Annotated in this window: 14 protein-coding genes; 8 read left to right on the top strand and 6 right to left on the bottom strand. The window is 75.6% G+C overall.

What is annotated here, in order from left to right:
* Positions 1-72: 72 nt before the first annotated feature.
* Complete coding sequence (locus MCM47_RS29275; RefSeq protein ID WP_238864687.1) at positions 73-1,386, bottom strand: PQQ-binding-like beta-propeller repeat protein; 1,314 nt, start codon at positions 1,384-1,386, stop codon at positions 73-75.
* A 141-nt stretch (positions 1,387-1,527) separates the two neighbouring features.
* Positions 1,528-1,860: a DUF4326 domain-containing protein gene (locus tag MCM47_RS29270; protein ID WP_238864686.1), complete on the bottom strand. Its 333-nt coding sequence runs from the start codon at positions 1,858-1,860 to the stop codon at positions 1,528-1,530.
* A gap of 92 nt (positions 1,861-1,952) precedes the next feature.
* On the opposite strand from MCM47_RS29270, the gene MCM47_RS29265 reads away from it, so the two are divergent.
* Both MCM47_RS29265 and MCM47_RS29260 read left to right on the top strand, forming a co-directional pair.
* Positions 1,953-4,514, top strand: a complete 2,562-nt coding sequence (locus MCM47_RS29265; RefSeq protein ID WP_238864685.1) for a SpoIIE family protein phosphatase — start codon at positions 1,953-1,955, stop codon at positions 4,512-4,514.
* Between the two features lie 251 nt (positions 4,515-4,765).
* On the top strand, positions 4,766-6,466 hold the full coding sequence (locus tag MCM47_RS29260; protein ID WP_238864684.1) for a sensor histidine kinase: 1,701 nt from the start codon (positions 4,766-4,768) through the stop codon (positions 6,464-6,466).
* A gap of 3 nt (positions 6,467-6,469) precedes the next feature.
* Here MCM47_RS29260 and MCM47_RS29255 read toward each other — a convergent pair whose 3' ends face one another.
* Positions 6,470-6,859, bottom strand: coding sequence for a hypothetical protein (locus MCM47_RS29255; RefSeq protein ID WP_238864764.1), 390 nt, complete (start codon positions 6,857-6,859; stop codon positions 6,470-6,472).
* Between the two features lie 215 nt (positions 6,860-7,074).
* On the opposite strand from MCM47_RS29255, the gene MCM47_RS29250 reads away from it, so the two are divergent.
* Complete coding sequence (locus MCM47_RS29250; RefSeq protein WP_238864683.1) at positions 7,075-7,743, top strand: response regulator transcription factor; 669 nt, start codon at positions 7,075-7,077, stop codon at positions 7,741-7,743.
* An 87-nt stretch (positions 7,744-7,830) separates the two neighbouring features.
* On the opposite strand, the gene MCM47_RS29245 is transcribed toward MCM47_RS29250, so the two are convergent.
* Positions 7,831-8,262: an Lrp/AsnC family transcriptional regulator gene (locus MCM47_RS29245; protein WP_238864682.1), complete on the bottom strand. Its 432-nt coding sequence runs from the start codon at positions 8,260-8,262 to the stop codon at positions 7,831-7,833.
* A 70-nt stretch (positions 8,263-8,332) separates the two neighbouring features.
* Between MCM47_RS29245 and MCM47_RS29240 the strand changes: the two genes are divergently transcribed.
* The 5 genes from MCM47_RS29240 (at position 8,333) to MCM47_RS29215 (ending at position 13,366) form a co-directional block, all read left to right on the top strand.
* Positions 8,333-9,025: a LysE family transporter gene (locus MCM47_RS29240; RefSeq protein ID WP_238864681.1), complete on the top strand. Its 693-nt coding sequence runs from the start codon at positions 8,333-8,335 to the stop codon at positions 9,023-9,025.
* Between the two features lie 529 nt (positions 9,026-9,554).
* Positions 9,555-10,334 (top strand): transglycosylase family protein, encoded by a 780-nt coding sequence (locus tag MCM47_RS42695; protein WP_305068037.1) that lies wholly within the window; start codon positions 9,555-9,557, stop codon positions 10,332-10,334.
* A gap of 417 nt (positions 10,335-10,751) precedes the next feature.
* Positions 10,752-11,507: an SDR family NAD(P)-dependent oxidoreductase gene (locus tag MCM47_RS29225; protein WP_374209227.1), complete on the top strand. Its 756-nt coding sequence runs from the start codon at positions 10,752-10,754 to the stop codon at positions 11,505-11,507.
* A 260-nt stretch (positions 11,508-11,767) separates the two neighbouring features.
* Positions 11,768-12,379: a TIGR03086 family metal-binding protein gene (locus MCM47_RS29220; RefSeq protein WP_238864680.1), complete on the top strand. Its 612-nt coding sequence runs from the start codon at positions 11,768-11,770 to the stop codon at positions 12,377-12,379.
* A 228-nt stretch (positions 12,380-12,607) separates the two neighbouring features.
* Positions 12,608-13,366, top strand: coding sequence for a hypothetical protein (locus MCM47_RS29215; protein WP_238864679.1), 759 nt, complete (start codon positions 12,608-12,610; stop codon positions 13,364-13,366).
* 140 nt (positions 13,367-13,506) lie between these two features.
* Here the strand turns inward: MCM47_RS29215 and MCM47_RS29210 are convergent, their stop codons facing one another.
* On the bottom strand, positions 13,507-13,965 hold the full coding sequence (locus MCM47_RS29210) for a (2Fe-2S)-binding protein (protein ID WP_238864678.1): 459 nt from the start codon (positions 13,963-13,965) through the stop codon (positions 13,507-13,509).
* 17 nt (positions 13,966-13,982) lie between these two features.
* Entirely contained in the window at positions 13,983-16,454 is a 2,472-nt protein-coding gene (locus MCM47_RS29205; RefSeq protein WP_238864677.1) for a xanthine dehydrogenase family protein molybdopterin-binding subunit, read from the bottom strand.
* Positions 16,455-16,554 lie beyond the last annotated feature (100 nt).

Genomic DNA, 16,554 nt, shown 5'->3' with positions numbered 1-16,554 from the left:
GGGGCGGCCCGGACGGGGCCGGGGCGGCCCGGACGGGGCCGGGGCGGCCCGGACGGGGCCGGGGCGTGCCGGTCAGGCGAGCGGAAGCGCGTGCAGCACGTCGTCGTGGCCGGCGTAGATCCGGTGGTCGTCGGCGGCCAGCGACCAGACGTCCACGCCCGGCCCCGAGTCGCGGAACGTCCACCGCTCCTCCCCGGTTGCGGCGTCGAGTGCCTGGACGCCGGAGGCGGCCGGACCGGGGACCAGGAGGAGCCCGCCCGCCACCAGCGGGCGGCTGCGCCGGTCCAGCCGGAACGGCAGCCAGACGTCCCAGAGCCGCTCCCCGGTGGCGAGGGCGTGGGCGGTCACCAGGCCGCTGTCGCGCGGGACGAAGACGGTGCCGCCGGAGGTCACCGGCGGCAGGCAGCGGCTGGAGTCGGCGGGGCCGGGCTCGACCGACCAGTGCGGCGTCCCGTCGGCCACCCGCAGCGCCCGGACGGCGCCGGGGTGCCGCGGGACGTAGACGTGCTGCTCGTCGGCCACCGCCCAGCCCAGGCCGACCTCCGTGGGCACCTCCCAGAGCCGCCGCCCGGTGGCCGTCTCCAGCAGGACGAGCCGGCCGCCGCCGGTCGAGGTGTCGAGGAGGGGGATCCGGCCACCGGCCGGGGTCGCCGGGGAGAACGGCCGTTCGGCGCCGGTCGAGGCCCGGGACCAGAGCACCGCCCGGTCCGGGTAGCGCACGGCGAACAGGTTGCCGGTCCCCAGGAAGGGCCGGGATTCGGCCCGGCCGAAGACGATGTCGCCGTCGGCGCCGAACAGGGTCGCGCTGGTGCCCAGCTCCTCGGCCAGCGGCAGGCTCCACTCCGCGGCAGGCTCGACGAGGTGGCGGGAGTCGAGGTGGCCCGGCGAGGCGGTGAACAGCCGGTCGCCGGAGACGACCACCCGCAGGCCGGGCAGGTCGGTGTCGCTCGGCCAGTCGGACCGCGGCGCGTCGACGGCCAGCGTGCGCAGCACCGAGCCGGTGGCGGGGTCGAGCACCTGCAGGCCGGCGCGGGAGAGGAACAGCGGCCGCGCGGGGCGGTCGCCGAGCCGTTCGGGCGTCATCCCCTCGGGCCCCCGGTACGACCAGAGCGGCGCCGGCCCGCTGAGCCGGGTGGGCTGCGGCTTCGGCGCCGGCTCCCGGGCGTCGCCGCCCGAGCGGCCGAGCGCCCAGGCCGCCGCACCCGCCGCGAGGACCCCGGCCCCGCCGAGCAGCAGCCGGCGCCGGCCGAGCCACCGCCCGTCGTCGTCCCCGCGGCCACCGCCGATCACGTCGGCCGGTGCCACCGGTGCTCCCTCGGCCTCGCCGTCCCACTGCCAGGAGGCCGCCTCGGCCGCGTCGGTCCGCCCGGACGCCGGGTGCTGCATCTCCGTACTCGATTCCCCCTGGGCAGCCGCCGTGCTGCACCTTCCGACGGAGGATATCCGAGCGGCGCCCGGTCGTTCGCAGGCGCCCGGGCGCTCCCGGCTCCGGCGGGCCCGCCGGACGCGCCTGCGGACGGCCCTCGGCTACGCCTCCTCCGGCGGGTGGTCGGCGAGGTCGGCGATGACCTCCGCGTGGCAGGGGAGGGGGACGCACCAGCAGCCCAGGCGGCGACCGCGCAGCCCGGGGAGGAGGGCGAGCAGCTCGGGGCGGTCGAGGAGGTACGCGCGGTAGCGGACGAGCATCTCCTCGCGGGTGAGGTCGGGACCGGGCCGGTACGGGCAGTGCAGCGGGGACTCTGCCAGGTGCCAGCCGCCGCGGTGCACGGCGCGGCCGACGTACACCACGTCGGCGTAGTCCGGGTCGTCGCGGTGGCCCTTGAGGTTGACCACGGTGGTCGGGCCGGGAGGGGGCGGCATGCCCCCATGCTGGCGCAGCCGGGACGGACGGGCACCCCGGGGCGGCGGGGGCTCGCCTTGACAGTCCCTTGACCCCGGCGTAGCAAGAGAGGATGCGCCAGGGTGTGCCGGCGGACCCGTCCGGTCCGCAGCCGACCGCTCGTGCCCGGGCGACGCGTCCCGACCCGCACCGTCCGCGGCGGAGCGACGCCGCCGCCCGGGCCGCCCACGAGCGGGACTCCCTGCTGGCCACGACCGCCCGCAACACGCTGGAGAGCACCGGCGCCTACGGCGCGCTGGTCTACCTGCGCTCGCGTGACCGCCGCTCGCTCGTGCTCTGCACCATCGCGGGCGTGCCGCTCTCGCTGATGAGCGCGTTCCGCCGGGTCGCCGCGGCGGGCCCGATGCCGGTGGCGGTGTGCTACCGGACCGGGCGGACGATCACGCTGTCCGACACCGAGGACACCATGCGGCGCTTCCCGCAGCTGGCCGTCGGTCTGCCCTACGACTACGCCTCGGCCTGCGTTCCGGTCCGCAGGGGCGAGGCCCGGTACGGGGTCGTGAGCGCGCTCTGGCCCTCCTCCGACGACGGGGTGCCGGAGGAGGCGCGGTCGCACCTGCGGAAGGCGGCCGACCGGCTGGCCGCCGGACTGGCGCAGCTGGAGGAGGCCGGGTACCCGATCGAGCCCAACGGCGACACCGCGGTGGTCGAGCTGGCGCCCCCGGGGCCGCCCACCACCCGGGTCGGGCTCTTCGACTGGAACGTGGCCACCGGTGCGATCTCCGCCGACGACCAGTTCTGCGAGATCCTCGGCCTCGACCCCGCCGAGTTCGACGGCCGGGCGGCCAGCCTGACCACCCGGATCGCCCCCGGCGACCTGCCCGAGTTCCGCGCCGCCGCCCGGGCCGCCCTCGACCACGGCCGGATGCTGGCCGCCCGGGTCCGGGTGCTGGACCGCGACGGCCACCACTACCCCGTCGAGCTCTGGGCCCGCGTCCCCGAGGGCGTTCCCGACGGGCGTGCCCACCTCGTCGGCGCCGTCCTGGACACCCGCACCGGCACCGCCGCCGCGGCCGCGGTCGAGCGGCTGCACGACGGCGTCTTCTCGCTCGACCCCGACGGCCGGATCACCTACGCCAACCGCAGCGTCGAGCTGCTGCTGCGCGCCCGCCGGGAGGACCTGGTCGGCCACCACCCCTGGGAGGTGCTGCCCTGGCTCTCGGACCCGGTCTACGAGAACCGCTACCGGGCCGCCATGCTCTCCCAGCAGCCCACCGCCTTCCTGGCCGCCCGACCGCCGGACGACTGGTTCGCCTTCTCGCTCTACCCGGACGCACACGGCGTCACCGGCCGGGTGGTCGCCGCCGAGCCGCCGCCGGGCCGCACCGGGAAGCCGACCGAACCCGAGCCCGACCTCGGCGCCCGCCCCGGCGTCGGCGGCATGTACCACCTGCTGCAGCTCGCGAGCGCGCTCAGCGAGGCCGTGACCGTCCGCGAGGTCTGCCGCGCCGTCGAGGAGCAGATCCTGCCGGCCTTCGGCGGCCAGGAGCTCGCCATCTACGCCGTCCGCGACAAGCGACTGCACCTGATCTCGCAGAGCGGGTACCCCGACGGCTTCCTCGACCGCTTCGAGGGCACCCCGACGGGTGCCCGGGTGCCCGGGGCCGAGACGCTCAGCACCGGCGCGCCGATCTTCTTCGAGAACGTCCACGCCCTCGCCGCCGCCTACCCGGGGATCGCCCTCGACGAGATGGGCGCCTGGGCGTTCCTGCCGCTGATCGCCTCCGGGCACCCCGTCGGCAGCTGCATCATCGGCTTCGACGAGCCCCGCGCGTTCACCGTGGAGGAGCGCGGACTGCTCACCGGCCTCGGCGGGTTCATCGCCCAGGCGCTGGAGCGCGCCCGGCTCTACGACGCCGAGTTCACCCTCGCCCGCGGCCTGCAGCAGGCCCTGCTGCCGCACCGGCTGCCCCTCCTGGAGGACGTCCGGATCGCCGCCCGCTACCTGCCCGGCACCCAGGGCATGGAGATCGGCGGCGACTGGTACGACGCCATCGTCACCGGCCGCGACCTCACCCTGGTCATCGGCGACGTCGAGGGCCACAGCGTCGGCGCCGCCGCCACCATGGGGCAGCTGCGCAGCGCCGTCCGCGCCTTCGCCACCAGCGGGCACGCGCCGGACGAGGTCCTGGTGCGCACCAACCTGCTGCTGCTCGACCTCGACCCGGGCCTGCTGGCCAGCTGCTGCCTGATCCGGTTCACCCCGAGCGACGGCAGCGCCCTGGTCGCCCGTGCCGGGCACCTGCCGCCGGTGGTGCGCCACCCGGACGGCAGCAGCGAGGCGCTGTACGTGGAGGGCGGGCCGCTGCTCGGCATCGACAATCTGGCCGAGTACCCGGTCAGCGAGCTGGAGCTGGCCCGCGGCTCGTTGATCGCCCTCTACACGGACGGGCTGGTCGAGGACCCGGCCATCGCGATCGACCAGGGTGTGGACCGGCTGCGGCTCGCGCTCGGCGAGCTCGGGGGGAGCGCGGGGGAGGGAGACCCGGCGGACGGGGACCTGGACCGGATGGCGGAGCGGTTGCTGCGCGAGGTGGGGTCCACGGAGCGGGTGGACGACGTCGCACTGATGCTCACGGCGTACGGGCGGCTCCCGGGGGACCGGCGGTCCTGAGAGGCCCGGATCCGCGGTGCGCGCACACCGCGGCACCGCCCTTCGTGCCGTCACGCCGTGCCGGCCGCGCGCCGGCACGGCCTCATCCGGTGTCCCGGACCGATCCGACGGTCGGTGAGGGATGTGCTCGGGCGCCGGTCGGTGCAGAGCCACTTGACGTGCCGCCCTTCCACCGGTTCGCGACTTTCGTCGGGGTCGGTCGCGACGAAGGGTGCAGGCGCCCGGGCCGCCCGCTTCGCTAGCCTCCACGGGTGGATGCACTGGCAAGGGCCTGGTCGAAGGCGGTACGGACGGCACTCCCCGGTCCCTGGCGGACCGGGCTGGTGGTGCGCGAGGTCGGCTGCGCGCTGGTGCTGGGAGCACTCGCGACGCTGCTGGACTACGTCGGCAGAACCGGGTTCCACCTGGCCTTCGGGCCCGCCGTCGCGGTGCTCTTCCTGCTCCGGCGCGGCCTGCCCTCGACGGTCCTGGTGCTGACCGCGGCGGGGGCCGGTGCAAGCGCCGGGCCGCTGCCGCTGCTGGTCTGCGCCGGCTGGTCGGCCGGTGCCCGGATCAAGCGGGTCGGTGTGCTGGTGGGCTCGTTCACCGCCGGCTTCCTGCTGATCGCCGGCACCGGCATCGTCAAGGACGCCGGCTCGGTGCCGCTCAAGGCGGTGGCCGGGCTCTCGCTGGGCGCGTACCTGCTGCTCGCGGTGCTGCCCGGCCTCTGGGGCCGCTACCGGGCGCAGCGCCGGGCGCTGACGGACGCGCTGCGCGAGCGCAACGAGCAACTGCTGCGCGAGCGCGCCATGGTGGCCCACCAGGCCCGGCTGCGCGAGCGGCACCGGATCGCCCAGGACATGCACGACAGCCTCGGCCACCAGCTCGCCCTGATCTCCGTCCACTCCGGCGCGCTGGAGGTCGACCGCACCCTCACCGACCGGCAGCGGGAGGCGGTCGGCGTGCTGCGGCTGGCGGCCGTCGCCGCGATGCGGGAACTGCGCGACGTGGTCGGCGTGCTGCACGACGAGTCGACCGCCGCGCCGACCGCACAGGGCCCCGGCCCGGCGCTCGGCGGCGCCGGCCGCGGTGGCGTGGAGGGGATCGCGGAGCTGGTCGGGTCCTCCCGTGCGGCCGGCACGGACGTCGTCCTCCGCCAGGACGGTGAGCGGCGCGAGCTGACCGTCAGCGTCGGCCAGGCGGCTTACCGGATCGTCCAGGAGGCGCTCACCAATGCGCACAAGCACGCGCCGGGCGCCCCGATCACCGTCGCACTGCGCTACGAGCCGGACGCCCTGGTGGTGGAGGTCGCCAACCCGCCCGCGCCCGAGCCGGTCGGCGCGCGGGCGGGTGGCGGCACCGCCGTGGTCAGCGGCGGCCAGGGGCTGACCGGCCTGCGCGAGCGGGCCAGGCTGGTCGGCGGCATGGTGCACGCCGGGCCGACCGCGGAGGCGGGCTTCCGGCTCGCCGCCCTGCTGCCCTACGAGGGGTCCGGCGGCGCGGCCGGGGGGCCCGGTGGCGGCCCGGCGGCAGCAGGCGGGGTGATCGGCGTGGAGGACTGGCTGCTGGACGGGCTGCCGCCCGTCACCGGCGGCCCGGGGGAGCAGCGCCGGCGCAGCCCCGCGATCGGCTGTGCGGTGGGCGGGGTGCTCGTCGTGCTCACCGTGCTGGGCCTGCTGGTCTGGGGGGTGATCGCCTTCGTCCAGGCCTTCGACGAGTCGAGCGTGAAGGGATCGCTCTACGACTCCATCGAGGTCGGGAGCCCGGAGGCCGACGTCCTGCATCGGCTGCCCTCCGGCAACGGCTTCTTCACCAGGGACTACGAACGCCTCGGCCCGACCCCGCCCGCCGGCTCCCACTGCCGCCACTTCATAGCCGCCGAATCGAACGGCAGCTGGGGCGACGACACCGTGATCCGGTTCTGCTTCAAGGACGGTGTTTTGGTGGAGAAGCAGCACTTCCCGACCAGGTGAGCTTCACTCCCGGTGCTTCGGCATGCCTGCGTGGGGGCTGTTGACCACCAGGGGGAGGGAGCCTTCGGCGAGGTAGAAGTGGTCGGGGTGGTACTCGACGTGGAGATGGCCTCCGGCCCCGGCAGCGGCCATGCCACGGAGGTTCTCGGCGAGCACGGCGCGCGCTGCGGCGTCGCCGCCGATCACGAGCAGGTGCCGTTCGGGGTCGTGGTGGAGCAGCACGCCGGGGCCGGGAGTCGCCCTGACCTCTATTCCCATCAGGGCGTTGCGGTTCGGCGCGGCCGTGGCCGCGAGCAGCCCGGCGCGCCGGGCGACCGCCTCGGCCAGCCGGCCCAGTTCTTTGGCCGAGGCCATGAGGTCCACCTCGCCGTACACGGGGTCACGGTCGAGCATCACGGGAGGGCTCCTTCGCGGTCGGACGTCCGCCTGCTGCGGCGGCTGATTGTCGATCACCGGTCGAGGCGGACTCAAGGCGATTCCGCGCCTCCGGACCGCGAACGGGGGAGGGGACCGGGGGCGGTGGGGAGGTCCGGTCGGGGCTGCGGATCCGGGGGGTGTGAGGATGGGGCCGAACAGTGCCGATTGCACGATCGAGGGGACGACCAGCAGTGATCCGAGTCCTCGTCGCCGACGACGAGCCACTCATCCGGGCCGGGATCAGGATGATCCTGTCCTCCGCCGACGACATCGACGTCGTCGCCGAGGCCGCCGACGGCCGGCAGGCCGTGGACCTCGCGCTGGCGCACCGGGCCGACGTCGTCCTGCTGGACATCCAGATGCCGGTGATGGACGGCCTCACCGCGCTCGGTGAACTGCGCCGGGCGGTTCCCGGCGCGCGGGCGCTGATCCTCACCACCTTCGGGGAGCGCGACAACGTCCTGCGCGCCGTGAGCGAGGGCGGCGCCGGATTCCTGCTCAAGGACACCGCGCCGGCGGAGCTGATCCAGGCCGTCCGGGCGGCGGCCACCGGGCACGCCTTCCTCTCGCCCGCCGCCACCCGGCACATCGTGGACTCGCTGGCCGGCGGCCGCAGCGGACCGGCCGTGGCGCGCGGTGCGGCGGCCCGGCGGCGGCTGGAGGCGCTGACCGAGCGTGAGCTGGAGGTCCTGGCGCTGCTGGGGGAGGGGCTGTCCAACGCGGACGCCGGGGCCCGGATCCACATGAGCGAGGCGACGGTGAAGACGTACGTGAGCCGGATCCTGGCCAAGCTCGGCTGCGAGAACCGGGTGCAGGCGGCCCTGCTGGCACGGGACGCCGGGCTGGGCGGTGAGGTGTGAGCCGCTGCGGGGCCCGGGCACCGGGACCGGCCCCGGCACCGGCCCCGACCCTGACGCCGGCCGCCGCACCGGCCTCCGGCCGGTGGCTCAGCGCGAGGCGATCCGCAGGGCGATGCGGGTGCTGGAGTGGGCGACACCTGCCTCGTGCTTGAGCCGGCGCAGCAGCTGGTCGAGCCCGGCGGCGTCGGTGACCCGCGCCCGCAGCAGGTAGTCGTACTCGCCCGTGACGTGCGCGGTCTCGGTGACGCCGGGCAGCCGGAGGGCGATCGTCTCGAAGTCGTCGCTGTCCATGTCCTGGCGCAGCCGGACGTCGATGAAGACGGTCAGGCCCGGGCGGGTGGCGTCGGCGCCCGGGTCGACCAGCGCCGTGAAGCCGCGGATCACGCCGGTGCGGAGCAGCCGTCGGACGCGGTCGGCGGCCGCGTTGGCGCTCAGGCCCACCCGGGCCCCGAGGTCGCGGTAGGAGATCCGCGCATCCGCGCGCAGTTCGCCGAGGATCTCTCTGTCGAGGTCGTCCATGCCGCGATTATCGCGGCGCGGGCCCGAATCCGGCCGTGCTTCCCGGCGCCGGTGCGCCACCGTGGCGGCCATGGTGAACGGAGTGGGCGCGGCGGCGCTGGCGGGCGTCGGCGCAGGTCTGGGTGTGGCGGTGCCGCTGGGGGCGGTCGGGGTGTTGCTGCTGGAGGAGGGGCGGCGCGGGCGCGCGGCGGCGGTGAGTGCGGCGTGTGCGGTGGCCTTCGTCGACATGGCCTACGCGGCGCTCGCCACCGCGCTCGGTTCGCGGCTCGCATCGGTTCTCTCGGGTTGGGAGGCCTGGGCGCGGGCCGCCGCGGCGGTGGTGCTGGTGCTGGTGGCGGTCCGGGGACTCCTGGGGCTGCGCCGGGAGCCGGCGGTGGGGCCGCGGCAGGGGCAGGGGACTGCCGCGGGGCCGGAGCCGGGGCCGGGGGACGCCGGAGCGGCCGTGACCGCGCCCGCCGGGCCCGGTCGGGTGTTCCTGCGGTTCGCGGCCCTGACGGCCGTGAACCCGACCACCGCGCTCTACTTCGCCGCCCTGGTCACGGGCGGTGGCGCGGGTGCCCTGTCCGGTGGCCCGTATGGCGCCGCGGCCGGGTCGGCCTTCGTGGCGGGCGTCCTGGCGGCCTCGCTGACGTGGCAGCAACTGCTCGCGGCGGTGGGCGTTTCGCTCGGTGCCCGGCTCTCGCCGAGGGTGCGACGGGTCACGTACTGCGTCGGATACGGACTGGTGGTGTACTACGCAGTGCGAACGGCATGGACACGGTGAGTGACCGTTGTGGCGCAGGTCACTCCGTGGCCCGCCGGAACGGGGAACTCCGGCGCGGGCGGTGACGGTCAGTAGCACCACCCTCGCCCTCAGGTGACTGATTGTTAGATCCGACAATCCGATAGATGTGAGTGACGGCACGGAAATTGACCGTTTGATCTTGAAAATCCAGTCAGACCTGTCCATTTCGGGTGGGCTTTCATGATCCGTACCGCCGGTAACAGTCAACTGACCTGGGACCTCCAGGAACCGCTTGAAGCCGTGCCGGGAGGGCCCTTAGCTTCATTGGCGGTGCAACGAGCACCACCCGGGTCCACCCCCCGACGCACGGCCCGCCGACTGACCACCGGCGCGAGGGCGGTGCCTGCCGACACGGCCGGCTCGAACAGGCCGTCACCGAGCAGGGGTGACCGGGGCGGCACGGCACGTCCGACACGTGCGAGGCCGCCCATCGAGTGAGGTGAGCGCGACGGGCCCTGCCAAGGGTCTGGTTCCGCCTGCCCGCCCGGGGTTTGCCGAGAGGACTTTCATGGAAATCCGTCACGAGACCGCCGCTGCCACCACCGCCGACACCACCACGACCACCCCCGGGAAGCGCCGCAGCCGTGCCCGCCTCGCGCTGGTCGGCGGGGCCGTCGCGGCCCTGCCGGTGGCCGGCCTCGTCACGGCCACCTCGGCCTCCGCCGCGCCCGCCTCGGCCTGGGACACCGTCGCCCAGTGCGAGAGCGGCGGCAACTGGAGCATCAGCACCGGCAACGGTTTCTACGGCGGACTGCAGTTCACCCCGTCCACCTGGGCCGCGTACGGCGGCACCGCCTACGCGCCGCAGGCCAACCAGGCGACCAGGGCGCAGCAGATCTCGGTCGCCGAGAAGGTCCTCGCCTCGCAGGGCCCCGGCGCCTGGCCCGTCTGCTCGAAGAAGGCCGGCCTGAGCAAGGGCGGCGCCCCGGCCGCCGTCGACGCCTCGGCCCCGGCGGCCAAGCCCGCCCAGCAGCCGGCCCCGCAGAAGGCCGCCCCCCAGAAGGCCGCCCCGCAGAAGGCTGTGCCCCAGCAGGCCGGACCCGCCCAGAAGTCCGCCCCCCAGAAGCCGGCGCCCCAGCAGACCGCGCCTGCCCGGAAGTCGGCGCCGCCGAAGGCCGCGGGTACGAACGCGCCGTCGGCCGGCAGCTACACCGTCAAGAGCGGCGACACCCTGAGCGGCATCGCGGCCAAGTTCGGCACCGACACCGCGAGCCTGCACGCCAAGAACGTCAAGACGATCGGCGCCGATCCCGACCTCATCTTCCCCGGCCAGGCCCTGAGCCTCTGACGGCTCGCCCGCCCGCACCGAGCGGCCGCCCCTCCCGGAGGGGGCGGCCGCTGCGGTGCAGCCTGGGGTGCTTCGCGCCGCGGTTGCCGCCGCGCCCGCCCCGGTTGCCGCCGCGCGCCTGGCGCTGACGGCGCTTCGGGGAGCCGGCTTCGACGACCGCGCGCGCCGGCACCTGCGGGAGCCGGACGGCGGGCCGCGGTTCGGCTCCCGCTCTCGCGCGGCGGGGCGGGCCTGCGGCCGGCCCCGCCGCAGCGGCCGAGCGGCGGCTGGCTCCGCTGCCGTCCGGCGGGCGGGAGGAGCAGGGCGAGCGGCGGATTGTTGAACGTTGAACTCGATGTCCGAATGCCGCCGGACTCGCGGGTCGCCAGGGCCGAGGATCGAGTCATGTCCGAGAACGAGACGAGGAGTTCGAACGATATGACGATGACGAAGCCGGCGAAGCTCGACGGCAAGGTGGCCCTGGTGACCGGCGGCAGCCGGGGGATGGGCGCGGCGACGGCCTTGCGGCTCGCCGAGGACGGCGCCGACGTCGTGGTGACCTACCTGGGCAGCGCAGAGAGGGCCGAGGAGATCGCCCGGAAGATCACGGCGATGGGCCGGCGCGGCTGGGCGGTCCGCGCGGACAGCGCCGACCCGCAGGAGGTCCGCAACGTGGTGGCGGCCGTGGCGGAGCGGTTCGGCCGGCTCGACATCCTGGTCAACAACGCCGGAGTCGGCGCGGTCGGTCCGATCGAGGACGTGGCGCTGGAGGACGTGGACCGGGTGCTGGAGGTCAACGTCCGGGCGCCGTACCTCTTCGCCCAGGCCGCCGCGGCCCACCTCGGCGAGGGCGGCCGCATCATCACCATCGGTAGCTGTCTCGCGCACCGCGTCGCCTTCTCCGGCGCCACGCTGTACGCCGCGAGCAAGGCCGCGACGGTGGGGCTCACCAAGGGGCTGGCCCGCGAACTCGGTCCGCGCGGCATCACGGTCAACGTGATCCACCCGGGGCCGATCGACACCGACATGAACCCCGCGGACGGCCCCGGCGCCGACTTCCAGCGCGGGCTGACCGCCCTCGGGGAGTTCGGTTCCGCCGCGGACGTCGCCGCGACCGTCTCCCACCTCGCGGGTGAGGACGGCCGGTACATCACGGGTGCCGAGATCGCCGTCGACGGCGGCGTGGTGGCCTGAACCGGCTGCTACGGGTGCAGCGGCACGCCGGCCCGGGTGCCCGGGCCGGCGCGCCGCCGGCGCGTGAGCGGCACGGCCGGCCGGCGCGCGACCCGACGAGCGGCGCGGGCGTCACCCGGCAGAACGGCACGTGCGTCACCCGGTCGAACGGTGCGTGCGTCACCCGGCCCGGCGCGGTGTTGCGCGGGGCCGGTTGTCGGTGCGCCCGCTTACGATCGGCCGGTCCGCTCACCTGACCGAACCACCGAGAGGCTCCTCCCATGACCGGAAGCGGGAACCCGAGCTCCGACCCGATCGAGCTGCTCGCCCGGGCGCTCGCTCAGACCGCCGGTCTGATCGACGGCGTCGGCACCGAGCTGGCCGGCCACCCGACGCCGTGCCGGTCCTGGGACGTCGGCGACCTCATCAGCCACCTCGTCTTCGATCTGCGGCAGTTCGCCGTCCGGGCGAACGGCGGCAACCCCGACTGGTCGCTGTCCTTCGAGCGGATCGAGGACGACTGGCTGCACGTCTTCGAGGCCGGGGCCGAGGAGCTGGTCGCCGCCTGGCGCGGCGCGGGTGACCTGGACGGGGTCATCGAGCTGCCCGGAGGTGCCGAGGTGCCCGCCCGCTTCCCGCTGGACCAGCAGATCGCCGAGTTCGCCGTCCACGGCTGGGACCTCGCGCACGCCACCGGCCAGTCCACCGAGGGCCTGGACCACGAGGTGGCCCGCGCCTCGCTGGCCTGGGCCCGGGCCGCGCTGCGCCCGGAGTTCCGGGGGAGCGAGGAGGAGAACCACGCCTTCGGCCCGGAGGTGTCCGTCGCCGAGGACGCTCCGCTCTACGACCGGCTGGCCGCCTTCTTCGGCCGGGACCCGCAGGGCAAGTGGTGAGGAGAGTCCCGTCCGAGGCCCCGGCACGTCGACTGCGGGCGTCGCGTTCGAACGGGCTTGCCGCCGGCGGCGCCGGAATCGGACGCCTGTATGACGATTCATCATCTCATGGGCCGATTGTGCTGATCGGCTGAATGCCGCCCGTCCGCTTTGCCAGCATGTCCTCGCCCGGATGCCGCCGACCCCCGGCGGTCGGCGGCACGTATGCGACGTGGACGGAGAGAACTGATGCGAGGCAACCGCGTGGTCCGGCTGGCGCTCGGCTTGTCGGCGGCCCTGATGGCCGCGGCGTGCGGGAGCTCCGGTGCCGGCGACGGCAAGGCGGCTGCAGACGGCCCGGCGGCGCCGACTGCGGCCGCCCCGGCGACCGCTCCCGTCCCGGGGTCGCCCGCGCCCGCCGGGGCGCAACCGCCCGCGCCCGCGCGCGTGCTCGACGCGGTACAGCTGCAGGCCGCCGTCCTCGCCACCGGCGACCTGCCCGGCTACACCGCGACCGGGTGGCCCGTCGAGACCGGCAGGAGCGAGCCGCTCCCCACCACCCCGCAGGACTGCCAGCCGGTGGAGAACATCCGGACCGGGAAGATCAGGCCCGCCGCCTCCGCGAAGGCCGCCGGCAGCGTGATGTCGGCCGACGCGGGCGGCGCAGGCGTCGGCATCCTCCTCGGCGGCTTCGAGGGCGACGGCGCGAAGCAGGTGCTGGCGGCGCTGAGGACCGCGCTGAAGAGCTGCACCCACTACGAGGGCGGCGTCCCCCGGCCGGCCACGGTCGCGGCGCTGCCCGCTCCGGCCCTCGGCGACGAGGCGGTCTCCTACACCCTGGCCTACGGCGCGAACACCCAGGAGGTGACGGTCGTCCGGCAGGGAGCGGTGGTCGCCGTGTTCGCCCCGGGCAACCTGTCGGGCGGCGGCAAGGGCGGCCCTGCGACGAAGGTGCCGCAGGAGGTGGTCGCGCGCCAGCTGGAGAAGCTCCGCAAGGCGGCCGGCTGACACCCGCCCCCCTGGCCCGGGGTACGCGGGGCGCCCGGCCCGCCCCGGCCGGGGGCGTCGCGCCTGCTCAGCCCCTGCTCGGCTCCGCTCGGCTCCGCTCGGCTGTGCGAGACGTAGAACGCGGCCCCCAACACCGGCCCCTACGCCGTCCGGGCGGCCGCCTGCTTGATGGCCTCGCGGATCCGGGGGTACGAGCCGCAGCGGCAGATGTTCTGGATCCGGTCGATGTCGGCGTCGGTCGGGGTGGGGGTGCGGCGCAGCAGGTCGACCGCGGTCATGATCTGGCCGGGCTGGCAGAAGCCGCACTGGGCGACGTCGCAGGCGAGCCAGGCCTCCTGGACGGGGTGCAGGGTGTCGCCGTCGGCGAGGCCCTCGATGGTGGTGACCTGCCGGCCGGCGCAGTCCTTGACCGCCACCGTGCAGGGCTGGAACTCCGCACCGTCCAGGTGGCTGGTGCAGGCGCGGCAGACACCCACCCCGCAGCCGTACTTGGGGCCGGTGACGCCGAGCTTGTCGCGCAGGACCCAGAGCAGGGGCATGTCGTCCGGGGCCTCGACGGTGACCGGCTGCCCGTTGAGGACGAAGGTGTGGCTGGGCATGGGGAGGTCGAGGCCCTTCAGAAGTCGATCGGGAAGGAGCGCGGGCTGGTGCCGGTCGCACGGGCGTACGCGTTGGCGACCGCGGCCGAGGCGGCCGGGACGCCCAACTCTCCTGCGCCGCCCGGCGATCCGGTCGGCGGCAGCAGGTGGATCTCGACCGACGGCGGGCTCTGCCGCTGCCGGGCGTAGCGGAAGTCGGCGTAGCTGCCCTCGCGGACGGCGCCGTGGTCGATGTGGATGCCGGCCTGCAACACCACCGAGATGCCGTCGATCAGCGCGCCGGTCAGCTGGGCCTCCAGGCCCCGGGGGTTGACCGCGCGGCCGACGTCGGCGGCGACCACCGCGCGCGTGACGCGGGGCTGCTCCGGGTCGGCGGCGTCCAGCTCGACGAGGTAGGCGACCCGGCTGCCGTGCTCGTCGTGGTAGCCGATGCCCTGGGCCTGCCCCGGGGGCATCGGGCGGCCCCAACGGCCCGCCTCGGCGGCCTTGTCCAGCACGGCCCGGGCGGCGGCACCGCGCAGACGGGCCCGGCGGAAGGCGACCGGGTCCTGGCCGAGGCGGCGGGCGAGTTCGTCCATCATGATCTCGTCGGCGACCCGGACCGTGCCGGAGTAGACCGAGCGCCAGCTGCCGGTGGGCACCTCCAGCGGGATCTCGGCCAGCAACTGGGTCGGGATGCCGACGTCGTAGGGGTTCTTCTCGCTGAGCAGGAAGAAGGCCTGGGCGAGGCTGAGCCCGGCGACCGAGAGGTTGAAACCGGCGGCGGTGAGCGCCTCGCCGAGGCCGTGCCGGAAGTCGGTGGCCACGGTGGCGGCCCGGTGCTCGTAGGTGAGCACCTGCCCGAGGGCGTGGGTGGCGCGGATCCGGTGGTGGCTGGCCGGGCGCATCCGGCCGTGACGCATGTCGTCGTTGCGGGTCCACATCAGCTTGACCGGCCGACCGGCGGCGCGGGAGACCTGGGCGGCCTCCAGCGCGGCGTCGAAGAAGAGCCGGCGGCCGAACGAGCCGCCGCCGCGCACCACGTGGACGGTGACGGCGTCCTGCGGCAGGCCGAGCTCGGCGGCGATGGTCTGCTGGGCGACGATCGGGGTCTGCGCGGCGAACCAGAGCTCGGCGCGGCCGGGGCGCACGTCGGCGACGGCCGTCAGCACCTCCATCGGTGCGTGGTTGACGAAGGCGAAGTCGAACTCCGCGTCCACGTACCGGGTGAGCAGCGGGGGGACGAGGAACGGCGCGTGGGCGGCGCGCAGTCGGGCCTTGATGTCGGCGGTGGAGAGGGCGGCGACCGGGCCCGGGTTCCAGGTGGTGACCAGGGCGTCGCGGGCCTTGAGCGCCTGGTCGAAGGTCTCGGCGAGCACGGCGACGCCGGTGGGGATCCGGACCACGCCGAGCACGCCGGGCATCGCGCGGGCGGCGGAGGCGTCCAGGGACCTGAGGGTGCCGTTGAGGGTGGTGGGGCGGGCGACCACGCAGGGCACCGCGCCGGGAACGGCGAGGTCGCCGGCGTACTTGGCCTTGCCGGTGACGATGTCGCGGGCGTCGATCCGGCCGGTCGGCCGGCCCACCAGGCGCTGCTGGCCGGGTGTCTTGGGGGCGGCGGAGACGGCGGGGACGGCCACTTCGGCGGCCTCCGCGGCGAGTTCACCGTAGCCGGCGCGGCGGCCGTCGGGGGCGAGGACGGCGGAGTCGGCGGTGCGCAGGCTGTCGGCGGGCAGCGACCAGCGGCGGGCGGCGGCGGTGACCAGCCGGGCGCGGGCGGCTGCGGCGGCGGCTCGGACCGGGTCGTACAGCGATCGGACGGAGTTGGAGGCGCCGGTGAGCTGGTTGAAGAGCAGGTCCGGGCGGCCGTCGGAGAGCGGGACGTCCACGTCGGCCAGCCGGGCGTCGAGTTCGTCGGCGACCAGCATGGCGACGGCGGTGGTGAGGCCCTGGCCGACCTCCAGCCGCGGCAGGTGCAGCGCGGCGCGGCCGTCGGCGGTGACCTCCAGCACCAGAAGGTGCGAGGTCGGCAGGCCGGCCAGGATCAGTGCGTCGCCGAGGTCGACGACATCGGGGATCCCGGGCAGGCCCGACAACTGCGCCGGGGCGGAGGACTGTTCGGCCGCGGTGCGGACGGCGGCCCGGGCGGTGGCGGGTGCGGCGGCGTCCAGGCCGGCCCGGGCGGCGACGGTGAGGGTGGGCGCGGCCAGCAGGTAGGTCAGAAAGCGGCGCCGGCCGGGGTGCGGCGAGTCCGGCTCGGCGGACCGGCTGCCGGGGGAGGCCGGGGCACCCGGAGCGGCGGGGGTCTGCGGCGCGCCGGCCGCGGCCGCGTCCTCGGGAGCGTCGGTGGGTGCGACGGGGGTGCTGATGGGAAGAGTCCTTCGAGCCGGTGACGGCTCCGGTCGGGCGGGCCCGGGCGGCCCCGGCCCCGGTGCCGGACGCGAACGCGGACGAGCATAGGAGTGGGCAATGAGCCGGTCAACACCGTCACTTCGGCCGGGAGCGGACATCCGGCGGGTCCGGATGGGCCGGACACGGACGACACCGGACGGGCCCGGGTGCCTGCGCCGCCGCCGTCCGGATGGCGGCCCCTCCGCGTGCGGACGACAG

Origin of the sequence: Kitasatospora sp. A2-31, assembly GCF_022288725.1 — a bacterium.
In the GTDB taxonomy this organism is placed as follows: Bacteria; Actinomycetota; Actinomycetes; order Streptomycetales; family Streptomycetaceae; genus Kitasatospora.
The sequence above is the reverse complement of the archived record's forward strand: the minus strand, read 5'-3'. Positions and strand labels throughout refer to the sequence as shown.